The 17,374-nt window shown below is 58.8% G+C and carries 12 protein-coding genes and 5 pseudogenes; 11 read left to right on the top strand and 6 right to left on the bottom strand.

From position 1 onward, the window contains the following. The first annotated feature begins 2 nt into the window (after window positions 1–2). Window positions 3–653 (top strand): IS21-like element helper ATPase IstB, encoded by a 651-nt coding sequence (gene istB, locus P6U28_RS01430; protein WP_407121549.1) that lies wholly within the window; start codon window positions 3–5, stop codon window positions 651–653. Here istB and P6U28_RS01435 read toward each other — a convergent pair. Continuing rightward, complete coding sequence (locus P6U28_RS01435; RefSeq protein WP_209296537.1) at window positions 648–2,750, bottom strand: recombinase family protein; 2,103 nt, start codon at window positions 2,748–2,750, stop codon at window positions 648–650. The genes istB and P6U28_RS01435 overlap by 6 nt on opposite strands. Before the next feature lie 511 nt (window positions 2,751–3,261). Here P6U28_RS01435 and P6U28_RS01440 point away from each other — a divergent pair. Both P6U28_RS01440 and P6U28_RS01445 read left to right on the top strand, forming a co-directional pair. Further along, window positions 3,262–3,381: pseudogene (locus P6U28_RS01440) on the top strand (ATP-binding protein); the annotation flags it as partial. 931 nt (window positions 3,382–4,312) lie between these two features. After that, on the top strand, window positions 4,313–4,513 hold the full coding sequence (locus tag P6U28_RS01445) for a hypothetical protein (RefSeq protein WP_407121569.1): 201 nt from the start codon (window positions 4,313–4,315) through the stop codon (window positions 4,511–4,513). Between the two features lie 937 nt (window positions 4,514–5,450). On the opposite strand, the gene P6U28_RS01450 is transcribed toward P6U28_RS01445, so the two are convergent. Then, complete coding sequence (locus P6U28_RS01450) at window positions 5,451–5,654, bottom strand: hypothetical protein (protein ID WP_407121570.1); 204 nt, start codon at window positions 5,652–5,654, stop codon at window positions 5,451–5,453. 369 nt (window positions 5,655–6,023) lie between these two features. Beyond that, a complete protein-coding gene (locus tag P6U28_RS01455) occupies window positions 6,024–6,356 on the bottom strand; it encodes a hypothetical protein (protein WP_407121571.1) in 333 nt (110 codons plus the stop codon). Between the two features lie 32 nt (window positions 6,357–6,388). Here P6U28_RS01455 and P6U28_RS01460 point away from each other — a divergent pair. Then, window positions 6,389–6,592 (top strand): annotated as a pseudogene (locus P6U28_RS01460) (ectoine synthase); the annotation flags it as partial. A gap of 332 nt (window positions 6,593–6,924) precedes the next feature. Continuing rightward, on the top strand, window positions 6,925–7,404 hold the full coding sequence (locus P6U28_RS01465; RefSeq protein WP_407123217.1) for a hypothetical protein: 480 nt from the start codon (window positions 6,925–6,927) through the stop codon (window positions 7,402–7,404). A gap of 166 nt (window positions 7,405–7,570) precedes the next feature. Here P6U28_RS01465 and P6U28_RS01470 read toward each other — a convergent pair. Beyond that, window positions 7,571–7,840, bottom strand: a pseudogene (locus P6U28_RS01470) (transposase); the annotation flags it as partial. Between the two features lie 576 nt (window positions 7,841–8,416). On the opposite strand from P6U28_RS01470, the gene P6U28_RS01475 reads away from it, so the two are divergent. From P6U28_RS01475 to P6U28_RS01495, 5 genes and pseudogenes are all read left to right on the top strand, one after another. Next, entirely contained in the window at window positions 8,417–9,487 is a 1,071-nt protein-coding gene (locus tag P6U28_RS01475) for a hypothetical protein (protein ID WP_407121572.1), read from the top strand. An 85-nt stretch (window positions 9,488–9,572) separates the two neighbouring features. Beyond that, window positions 9,573–9,827: pseudogene (locus tag P6U28_RS01480) on the top strand (AMP-binding protein); the annotation flags it as partial. Between the two features lie 131 nt (window positions 9,828–9,958). Further along, window positions 9,959–10,105, top strand: a complete 147-nt coding sequence (locus P6U28_RS01485; RefSeq protein ID WP_407123187.1) for an AMP-binding protein — start codon at window positions 9,959–9,961, stop codon at window positions 10,103–10,105. A gap of 7 nt (window positions 10,106–10,112) precedes the next feature. Beyond that, a pseudogene (locus P6U28_RS01490) lies at window positions 10,113–10,619 on the top strand (thioesterase domain-containing protein); the annotation flags it as partial. Between the two features lie 1,015 nt (window positions 10,620–11,634). Next, window positions 11,635–12,126, top strand: a complete 492-nt coding sequence (locus tag P6U28_RS01495) for a hypothetical protein (RefSeq protein ID WP_407121573.1) — start codon at window positions 11,635–11,637, stop codon at window positions 12,124–12,126. 185 nt (window positions 12,127–12,311) lie between these two features. Here the strand turns inward: P6U28_RS01495 and P6U28_RS01500 are convergent, their stop codons facing one another. Together P6U28_RS01500 and P6U28_RS01505 are read right to left on the bottom strand one after the other, a co-directional pair. Continuing rightward, on the bottom strand, window positions 12,312–12,965 hold the full coding sequence (locus P6U28_RS01500) for an outer membrane protein (protein ID WP_407121574.1): 654 nt from the start codon (window positions 12,963–12,965) through the stop codon (window positions 12,312–12,314). A gap of 807 nt (window positions 12,966–13,772) precedes the next feature. After that, window positions 13,773–15,098 (bottom strand): DUF3422 family protein, encoded by a 1,326-nt coding sequence (locus tag P6U28_RS01505; RefSeq protein ID WP_407121575.1) that lies wholly within the window; start codon window positions 15,096–15,098, stop codon window positions 13,773–13,775. A gap of 1,366 nt (window positions 15,099–16,464) precedes the next feature. On the opposite strand from P6U28_RS01505, the gene P6U28_RS01510 reads away from it, so the two are divergent. Next, window positions 16,465–17,292, top strand: a complete 828-nt coding sequence (locus tag P6U28_RS01510; RefSeq protein ID WP_407121576.1) for a TlpA disulfide reductase family protein — start codon at window positions 16,465–16,467, stop codon at window positions 17,290–17,292. The last annotated feature ends 82 nt before the right edge of the window (window positions 17,293–17,374 follow it).

Genomic DNA, 17,374 nt, shown 5'->3' on the forward strand with positions numbered 1-17,374 from the left:
GCATGCTCATTCACCCTACCGTCGATCGCTTGCGCGCCCTCGGCCTCGCCGCCATGGCCGATACCCTCGTCGAACTGCAGAACAATCCCGAGGCGGCCGGGATGCCGCATCCCGATTGGCTCGGCCTCCTCGTCGATCGCGAGGTCACCGCCCGTGACAACCGCCGCCTCACGCGCCGCTTGACCAGTGCCAAGCTCCGCCAGGCGGCCGCCATCGAGAATGTCGATTATCGCACCGCCCGCGGCCTTGACCGTTCGCTCTTCCAGACCCTCGCCACCTGCCAATGGATCCGTGATGCCAACCACCTGGTCATCGTCGGCCCAACCGGCACCGGCAAGTCCTGGCTTGCCTGCGCGCTCGGCAACAAGGCTTGCCGCGACGGCTTCTCCGTCCTCTACAAGAGGGCATCTCGCCTGTTCGCCGATCTCGCCCAGGCGCGCGGCGAAGGCCGTCTGGCGCGCCTGATCGCCGCTCTGGAGCGCGTCAATCTCCTCATTCTCGACGACTGGGGACCCGAACCGCTCACCGCCGACCAGCGGCGCGATCTGCTCGAGATTGTCGATGATCGCTACGACAAGGGGTCGTTGTTGATCACAAGTCAGGTCCCCGTGTCGCAATGGCACGACGTCATTGCCGAGCCGATGGCTTCATGATGCCTCCTTCTTCGAACGCTTGGTGCGTCGTACCCGATTGCGAAGCTGACTGATCTGTTCGTCGGAAAGCTCGATCTGCCATGGCTGACCTTTGGCTAACTGATGACCTGCCAGCAATCCGCGCGCGAGATAATCGAACACCGTCTGTGGGGTTACTCCAAGCTCGGCCGCCGCGCCCTGAATCGAGAAGCTCCCGTCGGGCCAGCGCATCGGGTTCTTGTCCATGCCGTTGATTTTGACGGTGGGAATGCCCCAGCGGGTGCGTAACACCCAGACGTTCTCGCCTTTGAAGGCGCAGCCTCGGGCCGCGACGAAGCCTTCCTGATTGAGTATCGCCGCGATCTCGCCATCCATTTTGTGTTCAGCATTCAACTCGAGGATCCGTCGCCGCAACCGATCAATGTCGATGTAATCGCGGTAGGTGTGAACGCGCCGTTGTACGTGATGCTCGCTGGTTGCGCCGGTCTGCCAGACGATCTTGAGCCACACTTGACCTCGGGTCCGCTTCTGATCAAGAACGACTTCGCGGATGACAAATCGCAGAATGCGCTTGCGATCGGCTGCCGACGTGGTGGCCGTATTCCAAATCCGCGGCAGGTTCTCGCCGAGCGCTTGTAGCCCAGCGCGTTCCGCCGGGCCAATCAGAAGCGGCTCTTGTGCGCACCAACGCGCATGCTGCTGCTCGACCGCCTCGACGACACGCAGCTTCTCTTCCCAAGCCCGCTCAAGTGAGCGCGCCACAAGACGGTTCTCGGGTTCTACGGCGTCATACTGACGCCGAGCGCGCTCGGCCTCGTAGCGGGCGCGCTCCACGCGAAGCGCCCACTGGCGCTCGAGCTGACGGCTCTCCTGCTCCAGTTGGCCCGCCGCCGCGAGTGCGATCTCAATCTGATCCGGCACCAGGGCATCGAGGACCACCCGCTCGACCAGCGCGTCAACCGCCAAGGCCCGGACTTCCTGACACAGTGCACTGCCTTGCTGGTCCCGATCCGAGCGGCAGCAATAGACCGGATAGTCGGCATTCGGGCCCGTGTAGCGCATGCTCATGCGCCGTCCGCAACGGCCGCAGATCGCAATTCCTTGTAACAGGGCTACCCCCTTGCGCGGTACGCCAGAATGTCCTGCCTCATAGCGGAAGACGTTATCTGCCAGTCGCCCCTGGTTGGCCATGAACTCCTCCCAGCTGATATAGCCTGGGTGAGCGGCGTGGAGGCAAACCGCCCAATCCCCGATCGCCACCTTGACCGTTCCCGTCAGCGATCCCGGCCGGCATCGGCTCGGATCCTTTTGCCGGCGGCCATAAACATACGCCCCAGCATAGGCCGGATTTTGAAGGACGCTAAGGACGCGTGCACTATCTGGCGCACGCCAGACGATCTCGTGTGGAGATGGTCCAAGCAGCGGTCGAACCGGCAAGGACAATCCGTTCCTGTCCAAGTAACGCATCACACGGCGAGCGCTCTGCAGTTCCCGGAATTTGGCGAACACGAGATGAAGACGGGCCCGCACCTCCTCATCGGGATTGAGAACAATTGTGCCCGCTCGATCATAGGCGAGCCCGGCTGGCAGCGGCAGCCGCAGCTCGCCCCGCGCCGCCTTCTGGCGTTCCCCTTGGTGAAGGCGCATCCGAAGCTGATGCAACTCCGCCTCGCTCATGATGCCGGACAAGCCCAACAGCAGGCGGTCGTGGTAGGCGCGCGGATCGTAAAGCCGCTCGCCATCCGCAATGAGCACGCCGAACACCGAGCACAGTTCGAGAAGCTGATGCCAGTCCCGGTTATTGCGGGCCAAGCGAGAAGCGTCGAGGCTTACCACAAGACCGGCGTTGCCAAGGCCGATCTCGGCAATGAGCTTCTGGAAACCATGACGATCCACGCCGCCAGCACCGGATTTGCCCAGATCCTCGTCAATGACCTGGACGCGCTCCGGGGGCCAACCCAGACCGATGGCACGATCGACGAGGCGGTACTGCAGCTCCGTGCTCTCCTGGTGCTGGCGCACCTGGTTCACGGATGACTGCCGCACGTAGACATAGGCCAACTTGGCTCGGTGCGCAGTCGTGAGCCGCTCGTCAGCGACGTTCAAGCTGATCAGCACGACCCAGTCCCCTTCCGGGCGTGCCGGGAACCGCTTGCATTCGCCGCAGCAGCGTGGCGAGGATTTGAGCGATCTGGGTTTGCGTCGCGGTCGACAGATTCGGCCACAGGCGCGGAATGTCGGCCGTCGGATGGCCGGGTGGATTTGCCAACGTCGGCAGGGGTCGATACGCAACGCGACCTGGAAGCGGTCGGTGGGTCATCGCGAATCACCTTCTCGTCGAGAAGGCTCAGACTCGCGCTCAAATGTTGCATCAATGGGATCAGCGTACGTGCACTGATGCGCGGCAGATCGGCCGCATCCGGGCGGGAAGTGATCGGCGTCTCGGCAAGATCCGTCGACGCGATCCGAACCGCCCGCGGCCGGCCGTCCGGCAGCGCGACAACGACGTAGGCGGGACCGCGCCCCGACCGCTCCTTCAGCACCTCAAGCCGGTGCCCAAACAGAAAATGATGCGGGTCCGTGATCGTGACGTGAGACACGACCCGCTCAAGAATAGGGGTACTCTGACGTGTTCGGCGACCCCACTCTTGGCGATGCGATATTGGACCGCATCATTCACAATGCGCATCGCCTTGAGCTCAAGGGCGACAGCCTGCGCCGTCAGGCCGGCGAAAAGAAAAAACCGTGAGCGCCTCGCGCACGATCGCCCCGCCGGCCCACAGGCCCCTCCCGCGCGCGTCGCTACGTCGCTCGTGGGGGCACTCCGCGCCGCGCACGGGGCCCTCCCATGGACCGCCGGGACGATCTCCAAGCCAGCCCAACCATCCTTGACGAGGAGACTATTTCCAGCACACTTAAACCCGTCAGTCGTGTTCGTCTCCTGTGATCACGATCATCTGGAATCCGTGATCGCCATCGTCTGGAACACCTGATCACCATTCCTGGAATGCGCAAACAGACGCCCATGATCATGAAATCGCGAGGATCGCGCAGTCGACCTAGTCAAGCTGCACAAAGCCGAACCTCCCTCAAGAGCCGCTAGCGGGGTGAGTTGCGGGTGACTGAGAGCGGGCAACGGATCTCGGCCCGATTTCTTCGCCAGACGCGGCGTTGGCGCTGATTTTTGATGCAAACGAACCCTTCACCGCAAAAATTATTCGCGAGCCAGCGCAGGATGGGAAGGGCTCGGGCCTGGAGCCGATAGGTGCGGTCTTCCGGAGCAGGGCAGTGGCAAGCGATCTCTACCAACTCCCTCCGGGCGGGTATGCCGAAGCATTCGTTTGAACGCAGCAGGCTCGATAAGCGGCAAATCCTCTGGCGGCAATTGAACTAGATGAGACTCGTAACGAGCAGCACCGTCCGAGCATTGGCCTGCTACAGCCGGAAGCCAGTCCGGCGTGCAATAAGCCGGCGCGACTTCATCTCCGGGGACCCAAGAGCGTCAAGTTGGCCTCTGAGCTCTAGCAGGCTTGGCTGTTAAGCAGAGAGGGGGCGACGTGCTGGGCACCGCGCTGAAAATCAGCCGCCCGGCAGCGCGAAGGCTAGTACGATCTGTTGTATTTAAGTTGCGGTCCTACAAATGCCCATTATCTTCTTTGATGGGGTGAGGGAGATCTCCAATGCTGGACGGTGCCACGACCGCGCTTCTGCGCACGATCCTGGATGAGATTTGCGAGAGCGTTTCACCGTATGACGTTGGCGTCCGCGTCTACGTCGCCTCCAAAATCCTGGAGGCCGCCACCAAAGGTGAGACGCGCCCCGATCTGCTTAAACAGGTTGGTCAGGAAGCTCTTTCCAAAGCACCAACGATGTGGCGGTAGATCTACTACATGCCTTTGTCATCGAGGTGAATTTCAAAGGCACAGTGGTGAAGGATCCTGGCCTGTTATCCAGGTTCGCGAATTGCGATGTCCCCTGCGGCATAGCGATCCGGCTAGCTCGCGGAAAGTTATCGTCCTCACAGATCGATAGCGCTCACACGTCACCTTCGGCATTATCCGATGGAGCATTGTCATGGCGCATTCTTTTGCGCACAGCGGATGCGAAAGGCTCCGCGCCTTGAAGTTCATTGTTCGTTTCGTTGGCGACATTCATCAGCGTGCGGCGGTGGTCGGTATGCTGGTTAAGAAGCAGTACGCAGTGTTCGTCGACTACGCGTCAAATGGGACGTATGCGCGATGGCGGCCGGCGAAGTGTCGTATCAATGCGCTCCGGTTCCTAGTGGCACCCCATCGCACGCGCGGGGTCGACCGATCACACAATCCGGCATCTGGAATGCTCTGCTCAAAATGAAATCTTGTTCCTGCGGAGCGGTGCAAACTTTGTCGATTCGGCTTCTTCAATCGTTAGATTAGTGCCAAGCTTGTCACAATCAGCGCTGGTGCCTTACGTTCTCGATCATAGACCGCCCGACCGTTCCCGCCCTCCGAACGAAGAATCTGTTTTGCGAGGAGGCGCCGTCAGTCAATCCTTGTCCCCCTAGTTGTTTACCGCGATCCATCACGACAGGCCATGCAGCCGGCTTCGCGCATCTGCATATGTATATCGGTTGGCGCGTTGCTCGCCGCGAGCGGCCGATCACTGAAGCAAGAGAGTAGCTCGCACAAAAGGCTGCGCATCTTGGCCTTTGCGCACGCCCTTGCGCTACGATGCCGGTGAACGCATCGCGCCAATAAGCCTCAACCGAAAAAAGCGGCCGAAGTCAATGTTCGGCGCCGGAACGCCGTCAACTGACCCGAGCCGGTGCGTCGTTCCTGTTTACTCCCGTGCGAGCGCCGCAAGTGCCCTTTCGATGACTGCGATTTCTTGAGTGACCTGAGCGATCGTTTGCTTCGGATCAGTGCCGGTAACGCAGTTCAACTGCTGCACTAGCTTCCGCCGATGCGCCAGAAGATTCTCCAGCGCGCTACGGTTGTTTAGTTTCACATAGCCGTCGACAATCAATTCAATCGAAAGAGACATCGAAACCTTCAAACAAAGCTATTCTCAACGAGAGCGTATAGCACATCGGCAAATGATGTTCAGCTCATTCGGAGAGAGTACTGACGGGCGAGCTTTGTTAGCGACAAGCGGCTGGCGAGGGGAGCGTGAGTCGCCCATTCCCTCCGCCTTACCAGCGTTCAGCTCTGTTTGCGGAACTAGTCGGGAAGAAAGACAGTGTAAGGTGGGCCAAAAACGGTGCGGATCGTCGCCATGGAATTGCTAGGGCTAGGGGAGGGAGGATATCACGAACTGGCATGGTCCTTATCCGCCTACCGAATGCGATGACAGGCGGCGCGTTGATCGACGACATGCTCGCCTGAATATCTCTTCGCAGAGATTGCGAACACCTCAGGAGCGTTCAGGATGCTCGATAAAGAGTTGGCCCGCATTCGTGCTCACCGTAACATCATCGACCGCTATCGTCGCCTGCTGAAGGCGAGCCTGTCGGATGTCGAAAGTCAGTTCGTTGAACGGCGCCTCACCGAAGATCAGGCCGCGCTCGGGTCTCTTTCGGTCGCGACGTTTCCGCTCGCGTTTAGCCTTCGGAACGGAGTGGTCAAATCGGAGGCGCGAACGACGCGCGCATTCGGGACCACGCGATTTCTCGCCGGCGGCCTCATCATGAGGTCGCGAGGCGGCAAATAATCGATGATCATCTGCTGCATCGGTGGCTCGTACCATTGCCCCAATCAACGAAGTGGTCGGTCGCTTCAATGGCCGGAGAGGGCGAGGTCGAGGACATGGACGGGTATGTCTATCCCATTCGCAAGGGCGACATGTATGTGCTCGACAAGCATGACAAGCATTTTCTGCGCAGGGGACGCGGCAAGGACACGGTCCTCGTTAGCATCTTTAACCCGCCCCTCAACGGAACCGAGCGCCACAACCTCTACGACCCGGCAGGCTCCACATATTGAGCGACGCGAGTAAACGACGATCTGATATGAACTGCCGCTAATAGCAAAGGTCCGCATCGCCTCGCTAAAAATGTTAACGGACAACTTCCTTGTGCCTGGGCGGAGCTGCCGAATCAGTTCGGTGGCTGCTATGGCAGGGAAGATCAGCATGCGCGCAAGGCGCGAGATCACATCAGCGCTGGCCGAGCGTTATCAGGCGAGCGGGCGGCTCGAGAAGTGACGGATCCTAGACGAGCTGTGCGCCGTTGCCGTCCGAGCTCTGTCAGTGGACGGGGGGCACGGCAGTGCCGCGGGGAGGGGGGCGGAGCCGGACCTGCGGAGCTTCCATTCGCATGGCACGGCTGCGTGAGATTTACCGCACGCTTGATCCGCTGGCATTCCTAACGCAGATGAGGGGCGCTCAAAATGAGCTGGGCAAGCGTGTTGATCAGCGGGCTGGAAAGCCAGCGATGACGGTCGCGCCGGTGCAAAGCGACTTGACCACCTTTGCCCGAGAGCTCGGCGATGGTTGGAAACACGGTGAGCAGCGGGGTATTCATCGGCGCCAGTATGTGCGGCGCAAACCTGTGCCACGTCGGCCATCGAAGCTCGACCCATACATTCCCATGATCGAGGAATGGCTTGCCGCGGCTCCGCACTTGTCCGCGGTCGATCTTCTCTGCCGGCTGGCGGCGCATGCGCCCGATAAGTTCAGTGGCCATCAGCGGCGTACGGTGCAGCGGTTGGTGAAGAATTGGCGATCAAAGGCCGCCCGACAGCTCATCAGCAGCACCGAAACCATACTATCGGTCCAAGCTTCCCTCGGTGTCTAAATCCGACGTGTTGCTTCGCCGAATCACCGCAAGCCGCTCGCTCGCTACGGCGCTCTGGAGGGCGCGCTTCGCGAGCGGCTTGCTCGGACCCGCGGCGTCCAATTCGGGCAACAGCTGGGGGCGCTTCGGTAAGATTGTCTTCTGAGGTAATATGAGGAGCAATTCCCATGGCGGCGCGGTCGGCACCGCCCAGGCTGCCGCCCAAGGTCCAGTTGCGCCTTCCCAAGGCTATGCCGTGCAACGTTCTTTCGCCGGCGTTATTGCTGGGGCAGATCCTGCCATCGTCAAGAAAGCGGGCAAAGCCGGCCCAGCACCTGAGCATGTAATTCGTGGGCTTCAGGATCTCGGAGGAGCGCGAGAGAGGTTCTCGATCGCGCAGCAGCCGGGCGTGCATGTTGTCGAGCAACGGCTTGCTTCTCTCCTGGCTCACTTGCAAGCCGATTGACACTAAATCCTTCGGAGCGGTCTTAGGAGACGCGCTCGCCGAATGCGGTTCAGCTGAGCTGACGGCTCACGTTGCCAATCCACGTCCATTTTTGTCCGGAACACCGAGCGAGAGTCCGGAGGCGCATGCCGACTTATAGCGCCCCATTTGTACGATATCGAGCGGCGCTGTTGGACACGTGACATAGCACCGACCCTGCTATCGCATTGATTGCAGTCGATTTCAACTTTGGCACGATAGATGCGTAATCCTCTGAATTGCGACACGCAGGAGAAATCGTTCGATGAGAGGAGATTGAGAGATTCTGGCCTTGGGTAGCCAGGTTTCGCCACAGCCCAGGTTGATCTGTGACCGAAATTGCGGGGGGAGGGGGGCGCCGATGGCACAGGCCAGCCTGATAGCTGAACTGCTGAAAGGATGACGATGGAGCACGAGTCGCCTCTGGAGCCCGCGAACGCCTACGAACCAAGCGACCGGGATAGGCCTTCTGCAAGCCGAATAACCTTCTCAAGCGTGTTTATCGGCAGCGGAAGGCCCGCAATCCGCGACGCTCAGCTGGCATTGGTAATGGACCACGTCATTGGTGCAGCGCTGTGTGCCGATTCCACCTTTGCTCAGTGGGCAGCTGATGCCAACATTCCGTGTATGGAAAGTATTGAAGAGCTCTCGTCATTTATGAAGGCTGAGCCGGTAGATTGGATCTTCTCAATCGCCAATCCATTCACATTGCCATTGGACGTGTTAGAGCGAGCGCGTCGAGGTGCTTTCAAATACGTGCTGGATGCGCAAGCTCTTGCCAAGCGTTTCAACGTGGATCAAAGTGGTCGCTTTCTTATCTTGAGCGATGAGCAGGTGCAGAGCATAACCGCCGCACATGAGTTGCTGGCGCCTCTGGAGAATTTTTGGCGGAAGCGGCTTGGACAGTTCAAGCGATTGCATTTTCCTTTACTGTCATCGTCCGCGGCTGCGCCGCCTCCCGAATGGCAGTCGAGTTCGTGGTCCAACCTAAGCGCTTTGGCCAAACTATGTCCGCAAGATCGCTCGAAGTATTTGCTAACGGCTTGGTTGATCTATCTCGCGCGCCTCACGGGAGAAAAAGAACCTCAAGTGGGATGGAAACCTGCATGGGATGGATTACAGGCTGGCTCTAAGCTCCTTGAGGCTTTGATCGCCTCCGTCGTGCCGATGAATGTTTGCATTGATCTTAATCATGGTTTTGAAGAAGTGCGCAAAGCCGTAGCGGCCGAAGTCGCTCAGCTGAGGGCGCATGCGAGCTTTGCCCGGGATCTAATCGCTCGTTGCCCGACATTGCGAGATGTTGAGGCGTTGCGGTTGCGCCAGCCTTGGCCGATCGGCATTGCAGTCACGTCAGAGAGCGGTTCCGTCGCTGACGATCTGACGACGAGCCACAAAGCTGGCCAAGCCGTATGCGGCAACTTGCTGACGTTTGAAGTTCGTGCTCCGGATGGGAGCTTCCGCTGGCATTTTGATGCCGCGCGATTAGCCCCGCAGGTGATCGACGGCATGACGCAGCATTTGCAAACTTTGTTGCGCGGCGCGATGAACGATGCCGGGCAGGCTGTCGGCCGAATCGACATCTCCCAGGCGACGAACGCCGAGATCCGTTGGAGGATTTGAATGGCACGGCAACGCTTGTTTCGCACGAGCGATGTATACATGAGCTGTTCGAGGCCCAGGTGTATAAGGCCCCGAAGCGGTGACGGTGGTCCACGGGAAGGAGAGACTGAGCTATGACGAACTCAATGCGCGGGCCAACCAGCTGGCGCATCATCTGATCGAGCTCGGCGTTAGGCCGGACCAGCCAGTGGCGATCTGCCTAGAACGCAGCCTACCGATGGTGGTTGGTGTCTTGGCTATCCTCAAGGCGGGAGGCGCCTATCTGCCGCTGGATCCGGCTTATCCCTCAGAACGGCTGCGGCAGATTGTCGACGATGCAAAACCGAAACTGCTGCTTTGTGATGTTGCCGGTCGAACCGCATTAGGTGCGGAGGCTCTAGCGGGAGTGACGGTGGTCGACCTGGAGACCGCGACGCCGTCCTGGGCCCCGCGGTCCCTTCGAACCCGGACCCGCACACACTTGGCCTCACGATGCCTCACGTCGGACGTCCCATCGCCAACACGCGGGTGTACTTGCTGGATGGCGATGGCGCGCCGGTGCCGTTCGGCGCGGTCGGCGAACTTTGTTTACACTCTGCCATGGCCGCCTATAAACGACGTTTGGCCGCTGCCTCTTGAGACGATGGCCGCGGAGATGATTGTCGCGATGAAAGAGATCCAACCACATGGCCCATACCGCCTTGCTGGATACTCATCAGGTGCAATCCTCGCTTATGCAATTGCCGAGCAGCTACTGCGTCTTGATGAAGCTGTGTCATTCATGGCCTTCATCGATGTTAGTCTACCTGCGGTTTCTTCAAACGCGCTGCTCGATAATTTGGCGCGAGAATTTGTCTTGGATCGTTGCGGGGTCTTGCGGGATGCACATCGGCAGGTACTGGAACGCGACGCCGACCAATCTTCCGTCTTTGAGGTGCTTGAAAAGGCGCAACAACTAGGTGCGCTCCCTTCAGATTACGAGATCCACAACGAACTTTCGATGTATCAAAGGGCCACGACATTTCACCGGTCGCTACAGTCTTATCGCATTCCGTCGCTGCCGATTGAAATCCACCAGTTTTTTATGAAAGTGAGCCTCTCACAAGTCGTGGGTTATCACATGACGGACAACCCGACCGGGAGTTGCCAATGAAGGGTTGGGACCGGGTTGTGAATGCTAGGTCTATTCATGCTGTACCAAGTTCCAGGCAACCACGAGACAATGGTGAACCACCCAGAGAACCGCCGAGTTCTGGCTCGAGCCATTTCAATAGCCCTGATCGGGAGTGCTGAATAGATCCAAAGAACTTTCTCAGAAGCGAGCGAAGTCATCGCGTCCTGGACGACAACAAACTTGGTCGTGCACACTCCCTGAGAACGGGCTGGAAGACCTGGGCAGCTTGATCGAGGACTTCAAGGAGCGTGTCAGTTTCGCCAATCATCCCGATAATCGTTGGCCAGAGCAGGGCGAGCTTCGAACAAAAGCGGCAGCCAAGCGAGCGCGGCGGGAATTCGAGGCTGCGCGCTAGCTCCTCGAACAAATGAATCGAGCTCGGGATTACCGGCCGCCAGAATGCACGCACTCAATCTGCATTCCTTGTCCGAGGAAGATCCCGATACGGCAAGAAGCTCTTGGATGATCAGATCCGAGAATTACCCAGCTTTTGGACAAAAACAGACGCGCCAACCCTCTTGAGTGTCGCGCACTGCTGTCGTTTCCAGGCCAACCTGAAACGTTGCGGCGTTTCGTCAACTTGGGGACGCGGATTGAAACTTTTGTTCAAGAGCGAAAATGAAGCTCCGACACTTTACTTGTATTGCCATAGAAACGATCGAAGGAGGTTGGAAAATCCTCAAGGAAGGCCGGATGATGGGTGCCAGCGTGTCGGCCCGACAATTTTGGTCCTCAAGGAAGTCGAGAGCCTTCTGGGCTTGCACATTGTACCAAGCAGCAGCTCTGCTCGATTTCGAGGTGCTTCACCATCGTTACCCACGACCTCGGCGCCGTTGTTATGGTGCCGAGGTCGATGCTTACGAGCACGCCTGGATGTCGCGTTTGATAGTTTCGGGCCTGCCGAAATCAAGTCTTTGAATCGAATTTGTATGAAGCCTGAAAGAATGTACCCCAGCGCTCCATGCTGTACTTCGCAAATGCGGGCGAGTGCTCGATGCAACCGTTCGCAGTGCATGGACCAAGCGTCCCTTTTAGTCCACATAGCCCAATAGCGGGCACCAAAGCCAATGCTAAAGTTGCTGGTGACGAAGTAGGACAGCGCACCTTCAAGCTGGACGCCGCCGCCACCATTGCCGCGTTGTTCCGTGAAGGTCGTCTCGGCACGCAGGAGGTGATTGTCTCGCCCGATGAAATCAGTCCAGGGCAGGTAAGCGACATCAGTGCTCAAGAGCCAGCGCTCGGCCAGCATGGTTTCGGCGCTCAGGCCGATTCGAGGAGCATTCCACTGCGTATCCTCAGTGCCAACGATCCTGTTGTCACCCGGGGCAAGACATCGACGCCAGGGATGAGCGACCTCAACACAACCGGTCCTGTCCGAGCTCTGGCTGTAATAGGTCCGGCCTATAAATCCACCTACTTTGTAGTTCGTAGCGCGCAGGAAATCTTAGCCGACGTCGGCCGCGTAATATGTGAATCTTCCGTTTGACTGACTTTCAAGGGCGTTCTGGTAGGGCCGCTCTTTGTGGGGGATCCAATCTTCATTGCTCATCTTCCCTTTGTTGAGAGGCCCGGTACCAAGATCGCTCTTCAGGAAAACTCCCCACGGGCCGTCGATGCGGCCGAATAACTCCCCGGAAAATCCGTCCAGTCCATGATACGTGAGCCTTGATATCAGAAAGCTGGGATCTTCGTCTTGGTCCGCTGCGCTGTGATCCCACTGGAATCTCCCCGGCTGAGCCAGAGCCGCGAGCCGCCTTCGAATGACCAGCCCGGCACGTAGGGGATGGGCCGTGCGCTGCCTGGCAGTGACGCACTAGACCACTCTGCAGCCCTTCGGTCGGCGTCGAAATGGTAGTTAAGGCCAATCCTTCCGACGTGATAGTCGCTGGACAGGCTGGTTGTGTTCGCTGGCAGAACCGCACGCGGCGGAAATTGCACTGTCGAAGGCGTCGCGACGCCCGGTCCGCCAAAGTGCAGATAGTCATACTCGACGTTCACCGACCATGCAGGCGTAATCGCTTGCTCGACGCCCAGCCCGATGATGCTCCCGACCCGACCATAGTCGAAATGGGTTTTCTCTTGTGGCTGGCCGCCTTCAAAGTTGTTGACGACATCGCCCCTGTTGTTTTGCCAGGAGACGCGTCCCTTGAGATACGCCAGCGTATGACCGAATGCGCCAAAAGCGTAGCCAATGCGGCCAGTCCCGCTGGCGAAGAGGTCGGGACCTGCGACGCAGTTTGCGCTGACAATCAAGCCCGAATGAGCGAGGCAGGTATTTGTGCCTTCGGAAATAAGGCCGCTGGCATTCAGTTCAATGCCGAACACCCAGCTGCTGCTCTGCCAATTGTAGCCGATCTGGCCACCCGCGAGAAATGCCGGGCTTCCACGATGCCGCCATAGATCGAGGGACCGTAGGGATTGCTGAAGGAGGTTTGCCCGTACCCACCGCCGACGTGTCCGCCGATATAGCCACCCGACCAATTCCATACGGTAAGCGGCAGCGTCGGTCCTGGCTCAACGCGTGCGTTGGCCGCTCCGCTTTCCATGGCCGCAATCGTCGTGACACCCAACAGAAGAACTCTCGATTTCATCAGAGGCCTTGCACTTTCCCGGTCCACACCGGCTTCTTAAATTGTCGCAAATGGTGAAGCGTCGCGGCGAGAATTGAGTCGCGGAAAGCTTGCCAAATCCGCTCCAAACATCACGCACTGCGATTGGTGACGATGCACCGACTAGAGCAATGCATGTGCCACACTGAATTGGATGTGCTTTGCAGGTTTTCTAACAGTTGGCCGCGTCAACTTGCCGGCGGTCGTCTCAAATCCGACAATCTGAGCTCCCGAGATCTCTCCACAGCCCGACCTTTGTGACGGCAAATCCAATGCTCAGCGTTTACAATTACGAGAAATAGTTGCGCACCAAAGCGCCAGCACACCAGCAAAGGTGAGGGCTTCAGCTCGATTTGGTCCCGTCGGAGACGCAACGGCGACTGACCCGATCCACAGTGCACCTTGCCCGGCCGGTCCTGGCGGGGCATTACCTTGCGCAGTCGGCGGCAGCAATCTTGCGGCAGCGTCGCCCCCGACGACGCGAGCTTGGCAGGACGAACCCACCGATTTCCTCAAGGAGCTTTTACTCGCAAGTAACCGAGCGCGCATCGTCGTGCTTGAGGTGTCGCTTTCGGACATTGTAACTCATCAGCCAGATCACGCCGACTGCGATCGGCACGAAGGCTGCGGTCAGGAACGAGGGCTCTACTTGCAGTCCGACATCATGCGCGCCTTTGGCAAGATAGCTAAACAGGCTGACCACATAATATCCGATCGCCCCGACTGACAATCCTTCGACCGTGCACTGAAGCCGAAGCTGCTGTCTCGCGCGCTCGTTGATAGCCTGCAACAGGTCACGATGCTGTCGTTCGATTTCGACGTCGACCCGGGTTCGCAACAGATCGGCGGCACGCGCGAGCTTGACCGACAGGGTCGCCTGACGATCCTCCACAGTTGCGCAGGTTCGCATCGCGGGCGCCATGCGGCGTGCCAAAAACGATGACCAGGTTGGATAGCGCGAGACATCGTTGCCTTCAATGATGGATAGTCGAGATTGGACCAGCTCGTTATAGGCCCTGCTGGCGCCGAACCGAAACAGGCTGCCGGTCGCGCCTCTTTCGAAGGATGCGGCCAATGCCGTCAGCTCGGCAAGCAGATGGTTGTTGAACTGGAGCCCCTCACCACTTTGCATTTTCTCGAGCGCCTCAACAAGACGGCGGTCGATGCGATCAACAGATGGTGCAAGCTCCAGGGCCGCCGACAGGCCAAGAAGCGCCAATGGGCGGTAGGTCTCGATCTCCAGGAGCCGTTGCACTAGCGCTCCGAGATCGTGCGACGTCAACCCGAGATCGCAGACGAGGATTTTCGTGAAGCCTTTTTCGTCTACGCGGAAGTCTGAAGCGGCAACGGCTGCGCCGCTCTTTGTGGCAACCATGGCCAGGCTGTTCTTGTCAAAAATCTGTTCGGCCCGCTTGGTGGGCGATCCTTCCCGCTCCACTTCTAGCCTGATCGCGACCAGCAACTGTCCGGTCTGACGTAACGCGCGGATCAGCGATCGCACAGTGTCATCAACTTTGTCAAATCGGTCCGCGGCAGAACAATCTTCGTCAGTCCAGATCCAGGTGAATGTTGTAAACTCCGAATGCTGCTCCCAGCGTAGCGTAACGGGCCCGATTACAATTTGGTGAAGTTTCGCCGATTGCTCAGGCGGCGTAAGATTGCGCTCGAGGCAAAAGTCGATAAAACGACAGCGGTCGCTTGTGGCTGCCTCGCCCTGTGCAACAAAAGCGAAGTGGATCACGCTGAAGGGCGAAACAAGGCGAGTGAAGGGGCGCGTGTGCACTTCGCCAAGCACAGCGGCGCGTTGAGGGTGTAACGTGAAGGTTCGCAGATCCAGTTCATCGATCATCTATTGGCGCCTCGCTTCAGGGTGAGCAGGCAGCCGCCAACGTTGACGCGGCAGGCGGTGGCGGTGTTAGGAAAGGGTTGGGCGCGGCTAGGTTGCCGATCGCGCCATGTCGAGGATTGCTACCCAGGCCGCCTTGAACTCGGGAGAGGTCTTGCAGCTGGAAGGTCAGGACAGGCAAATTGAGATGAAGCCGCCTCATCCAGCTATCAGATGACGCGCCTGAACGTATGATCCGGTGTTTATGGCGAAATGCCGCATTGTGGTTCAATAGGTGTAGCGGTGCGCCAGCAAGCTCGTTCCGCGCTCTGGCGGTTCCGCGCAGCACTGTCCGACAAGTGCCTAGATTTACGTGGACATCGTTGTCTGTCTCCGAATCCAACCGACATCGCCCGCCGCAGAAGGGGGGCGTGCAAGTGAAGATAGGCCGCCCCTCCTCTGAAAGCAGTTTTCCGGTGCCAAGACTGATGCGGACGAGGCCGTGGCTAGCAGGAAAATCTTCCGTTCTCCGAGCGTGGTACAGATAAACGACCTCCCGTGCGACATCCGGATTGTTGATTGACCGATCGAGGCTCAACTCGACTCCCATCTTGTTGCCGGCACCAAACTTTCTGGCGCCTAGAGCCGGTGCAGGATTTGGGCCAGCACTACAGAAGGGGCAATCTCGCTTTTTTAACGCAGCTGGCTTCCGTAGACAGTCGGAGGCGGATTTCAGACATGCGCCTTGTATTCTGACCGATCTGCACGTGCCCCAAGCCACAGGGAAGGGTCTGTTTTCGGCAAGGCGATCGCTCGCCTGCCGGTGCCATTGGTTGAGCGGCCGCGCTTTGGTTGGATTGGTCGATGCAGAGCCGTGCGAGTGACCGCGCCCGGACCACCGAGCGAGGCTCGGCGATGATCGGATAACGTCACCTCGAGTGAGGTTGACTGGATTACGCAGCTGGAGCACTCTCTTCACCTTTGAGACGTCATTCAGAGTAGCCAAGCGTTGCGGCTCAACCGGTTTGTCGCAGGCAGGCAGATACGTGGCGATCGTGCCGTTGAGCTATTCATGCGCAGTCAGGCACTGCTCGCGACGATGCTGGCACAGACGTTGCTACTAAGATGCAGCAGGACTGAATGCGCTCAGCGCACCAAACGCGAGACCAGCCATGCTCACCTTCCTTGAAACGATGTGGCCCGTTTGTGAGAGGAAGCGCTTATTGCTTGTGGCTTTTTGTGTGATCGCGCTTAGCCCGGGGACACCGACATTCGCCGCGCATCTCGGTCGGAAGCGCATCTACACAAAGGCGTCACCCCTCTCGGTCCCGACGGAAGTCAGCTCACGCAAAACATCGCGCAGCCTCCGACAATCACTTTGGAGAGTAACATGGCGCCCGGCTTAGAATCTCCTGCTCCCTCGATCAAGGTGGAGAACTGGCTGGGCGGTCAGCCCGTCACGAATTTCCAGCAGGGGAAAGTGTACATTGTCGAATTTTGGGCAACTTGGTGCGCGCCATGTGCGGCGGCGTTGTCCCGCCTGGTGCAGCTGCAAGAGAAATACAGAGATAGCGGAGTTGAGGTTATCGGAATAGCAGCTCGTGAACGCGCTCAAACAGCGCAAGAGGCCCGACGCAAGTTGGACGCATGGTTGACCGAAAGGTTGCCGAATCTCAACTATCGGATTGGGTTCAACTACACAGGCAAAATGGACAAGCTTTGGATGGATTCCAGCTTTTCTGTCGAAATTCCCACCTCGTTCGTGGTCGACCGTGATGGCCACGTCGCCTTTATCGATTCCCCGATGCAACTCGATGACGTTTTGCCGAAGATTCTGAACGGCCGCTGGCGGACCAGCGATGAAGCGAAAGCCGCCGATGCCGAGCGGATCGCTAAGGGCAAACGCACAATGTCGATCTTCGCTAAACTGACGCCGGCGATGGAGGCACGGGATTGGGCCGAGGCGCTTTCGGTGGTCGAAGAAGCCGTCGCTGTTCTGCCGGATGAAGTGAACTTCCGCGCGCTGCATGCGGATCTGTTGCTCCACAAAATGAACGACGTGCAGGCCGGCCTGCCCGTGATGCGCCAATTTGTTCGTGATGCGATCAACAAAAAGTCCGGGCTGTGGATGGCCATGGCGATGCGCCAACTTTTCGATCCGGCGAATGACAACTCTCATTTGCCGCAGGTCGAGCGCTTCGCAATGGGCCATGAGTAATCCGAGCACATTCTGGCAGTGGATCGTCCGCCACGCGAGGAGGCCCCTAAGTTCCTGTCCTATCCGGCGGTCGCCCCCGGTA

Source organism: Bradyrhizobium sp. STM 3561, from assembly GCF_045571455.1.
In the GTDB taxonomy this organism is placed as follows: domain Bacteria; phylum Pseudomonadota; class Alphaproteobacteria; order Rhizobiales; family Xanthobacteraceae; genus Bradyrhizobium; species Bradyrhizobium vignae.

What these genes read in the sequence shown, in the direction of transcription:
- istB (WP_407121549.1), top strand. Translation starts at nt 3, where the DNA reads ATGCTCATTCACCCTACCGTCGATCGCTTGCGCGCCCTCGGCCTCGCC.
- P6U28_RS01445 (WP_407121569.1), top strand. Translation starts at nt 4,313, where the DNA reads ATGCTGGACGGTGCCACGACCGCGCTTCTGCGCACGATCCTGGATGAG.
- P6U28_RS01450 (WP_407121570.1), bottom strand. Translation starts at nt 5,654, where the DNA reads ATGTCTCTTTCGATTGAATTGATTGTCGACGGCTATGTGAAACTAAAC.
- P6U28_RS01455 (WP_407121571.1), bottom strand. Translation starts at nt 6,356, where the DNA reads ATGGTACGAGCCACCGATGCAGCAGATGATCATCGATTATTTGCCGCC.
- P6U28_RS01465 (WP_407123217.1), top strand. Translation starts at nt 6,925, where the DNA reads ATGGCACGGCTGCGTGAGATTTACCGCACGCTTGATCCGCTGGCATTC.
- P6U28_RS01475 (WP_407121572.1), top strand. Translation starts at nt 8,417, where the DNA reads ATGGACCACGTCATTGGTGCAGCGCTGTGTGCCGATTCCACCTTTGCT.
- P6U28_RS01485 (WP_407123187.1), top strand. Translation starts at nt 9,959, where the DNA reads ATGCCTCACGTCGGACGTCCCATCGCCAACACGCGGGTGTACTTGCTG.
- P6U28_RS01495 (WP_407121573.1), top strand. Translation starts at nt 11,635, where the DNA reads ATGCAACCGTTCGCAGTGCATGGACCAAGCGTCCCTTTTAGTCCACAT.
- P6U28_RS01505 (WP_407121575.1), bottom strand. Translation starts at nt 15,098, where the DNA reads ATGATCGATGAACTGGATCTGCGAACCTTCACGTTACACCCTCAACGC.
- P6U28_RS01510 (WP_407121576.1), top strand. Translation starts at nt 16,465, where the DNA reads ATGGCGCCCGGCTTAGAATCTCCTGCTCCCTCGATCAAGGTGGAGAAC.